This is a genomic window from Pisciglobus halotolerans, assembly GCF_900113675.1.
Lineage (GTDB): Bacteria > Bacillota > Bacilli > Lactobacillales > Carnobacteriaceae > Pisciglobus > Pisciglobus halotolerans.
Genome location: NZ_FOQE01000079.1, coordinates 1 through 1,609, shown reverse-complemented (window position 1 = coordinate 1,609; position 1,609 = coordinate 1). Strand labels below are relative to the sequence as shown.

Annotated in this window: 2 protein-coding genes and 1 pseudogene; 1 reads left to right on the top strand and 2 read right to left on the bottom strand. The window is 26.2% G+C overall.

Annotation, left to right across the window (positions count from 1 at the left end):
* The coding region (locus BM057_RS11440; protein ID WP_092093900.1) for a helix-turn-helix domain-containing protein at positions 1–415 on the top strand (415 nt) is incomplete at its 5' end.
* A gap of 95 nt (positions 416–510) precedes the next feature.
* On the opposite strand, the gene BM057_RS11435 is transcribed toward BM057_RS11440, so the two are convergent.
* Together BM057_RS11435 and BM057_RS11805 are read right to left on the bottom strand one after the other, a co-directional pair.
* Complete coding sequence (locus BM057_RS11435) at positions 511–1,104, bottom strand: hypothetical protein (protein WP_092093898.1); 594 nt, start codon at positions 1,102–1,104, stop codon at positions 511–513.
* 41 nt (positions 1,105–1,145) lie between these two features.
* Positions 1,146–1,609: pseudogene (locus BM057_RS11805) on the bottom strand (hypothetical protein); the annotation flags it as partial.

Sequence of the window (1,609 nt, the reverse complement as noted above, 5' to 3'; positions counted from 1 at the left end):
GACTAGATTAAAACAAAAAAGAAACGAACTACAAATGACTCAAGAAGAAGTAGCAGAAAAAATACATGTATCACGGCAAACTATTTCAAATTGGGAAAATGGTCGAAACTTACCTGATATTAATAGTCTTGTTTTAATTAGCGAGATCTATGCTATTTCCTTAGACGAATTAATGAAAGGAGACCCTAGAATGGTTAAACAGTTAGATAAAAAAATAAAAAAGGGCAACTATTTTTATTTTTTAGCTGTCTTAAGTGGAATATTTATTTTATTAACTATTTTTCACATGATCAGTCCTGGAGAATTCACTGCGACTTTATTATTTTTTGGAACATTAATAATAGTCTTTTTAGTAGCTATCTTGATAATTTTGTGGGGGCTAATAGGTATAAAAGATAAGCTGAACAACCTATAATTGTTGTTTAGCTTATCTTTATTTTTAAAATTTAATTTGTAATACTGTACTTAACATAATCGCCATATTATTTATAAACTCAATACGTACGAATGTTATTGATTTTTTTCTAGTAAGTTTATATACCTTTCATATGCTTCTGGATCAGCAGCAAGTTTACTCATTTCCATAGTGTACTCAAGTGCTTTAAGTTGTAAATCAGTTTCTGTTGTTTGTGTATTATCATTATTATTTTGAATTAAATGTTTTACTAGTTCTGTTGAAGGGATACCAACTGCTTCTTTAATATTAAAACCGACTAACTGTAATATTTTTAAAAGTTTTGTTGAAATTAAAGATTCAAATAAAGAGATATTTTCATTTAATTTGTCTAATTCCTCGGGAGTCTTACTAGTTTGTTCAAGAAGATTTTTAACTAAAGGAATTAAGTTTTCTGTGATGAAATTTAAATCTTCATCAGAGATGGTTTGCATAGCAATTTGATTTTGTAAAATACTTACGTTTCTTACAAGTTCATTTTGATTTTCAATTAATTCATTAATTATATTCTCTAACTCATTAATTGTTTCTTGTTTATCACTCGATGTTTTAGCAGTTTTTATTCTTGTACTAATACTATTAAGACCTGCACTTATTCCCGTTGATATTGGTTGTAGTGCAGCTGCAATTATTTCAGGTGGTAAATTCATTGTCATAATTCCTACCTCTCTTTTATCTATAGAATTATTTATTAATGTAAATTATATACTGTGTTAGCAATCTCAAAATTATCTAGGACTTTTTCCATATAATCGATTTCTGAAATTTCAAATAGACTATATAAATTTGCATAATCTTTTGTACCTAATCTTGAACTAAACTTATTAACTAAATCATCATAATCTATTGGGTTATCTAAAATAGCTTTATCCATATAATAAGATTTTAAGGTCATTACTTTTATATAAGTTATTATAAGTTCTGAATTGTAATCTTTACCTTTCATTCTTAAAATAAATCTTTTCCATGAACAAAAATAAAAATAAGTATATATTCCTTCAACAAATATTTTTCTTCTGATCACATAATCAAAGGAATTTGGGTTCATTACATTAACTCTAATATGTTGCATCTCTATTGTTGAATAACCTCTGAAATACCTTCTATAAGCAATTTTAAGTACGTTTATAATACGTTTTGCTTTATTTGTTTTTT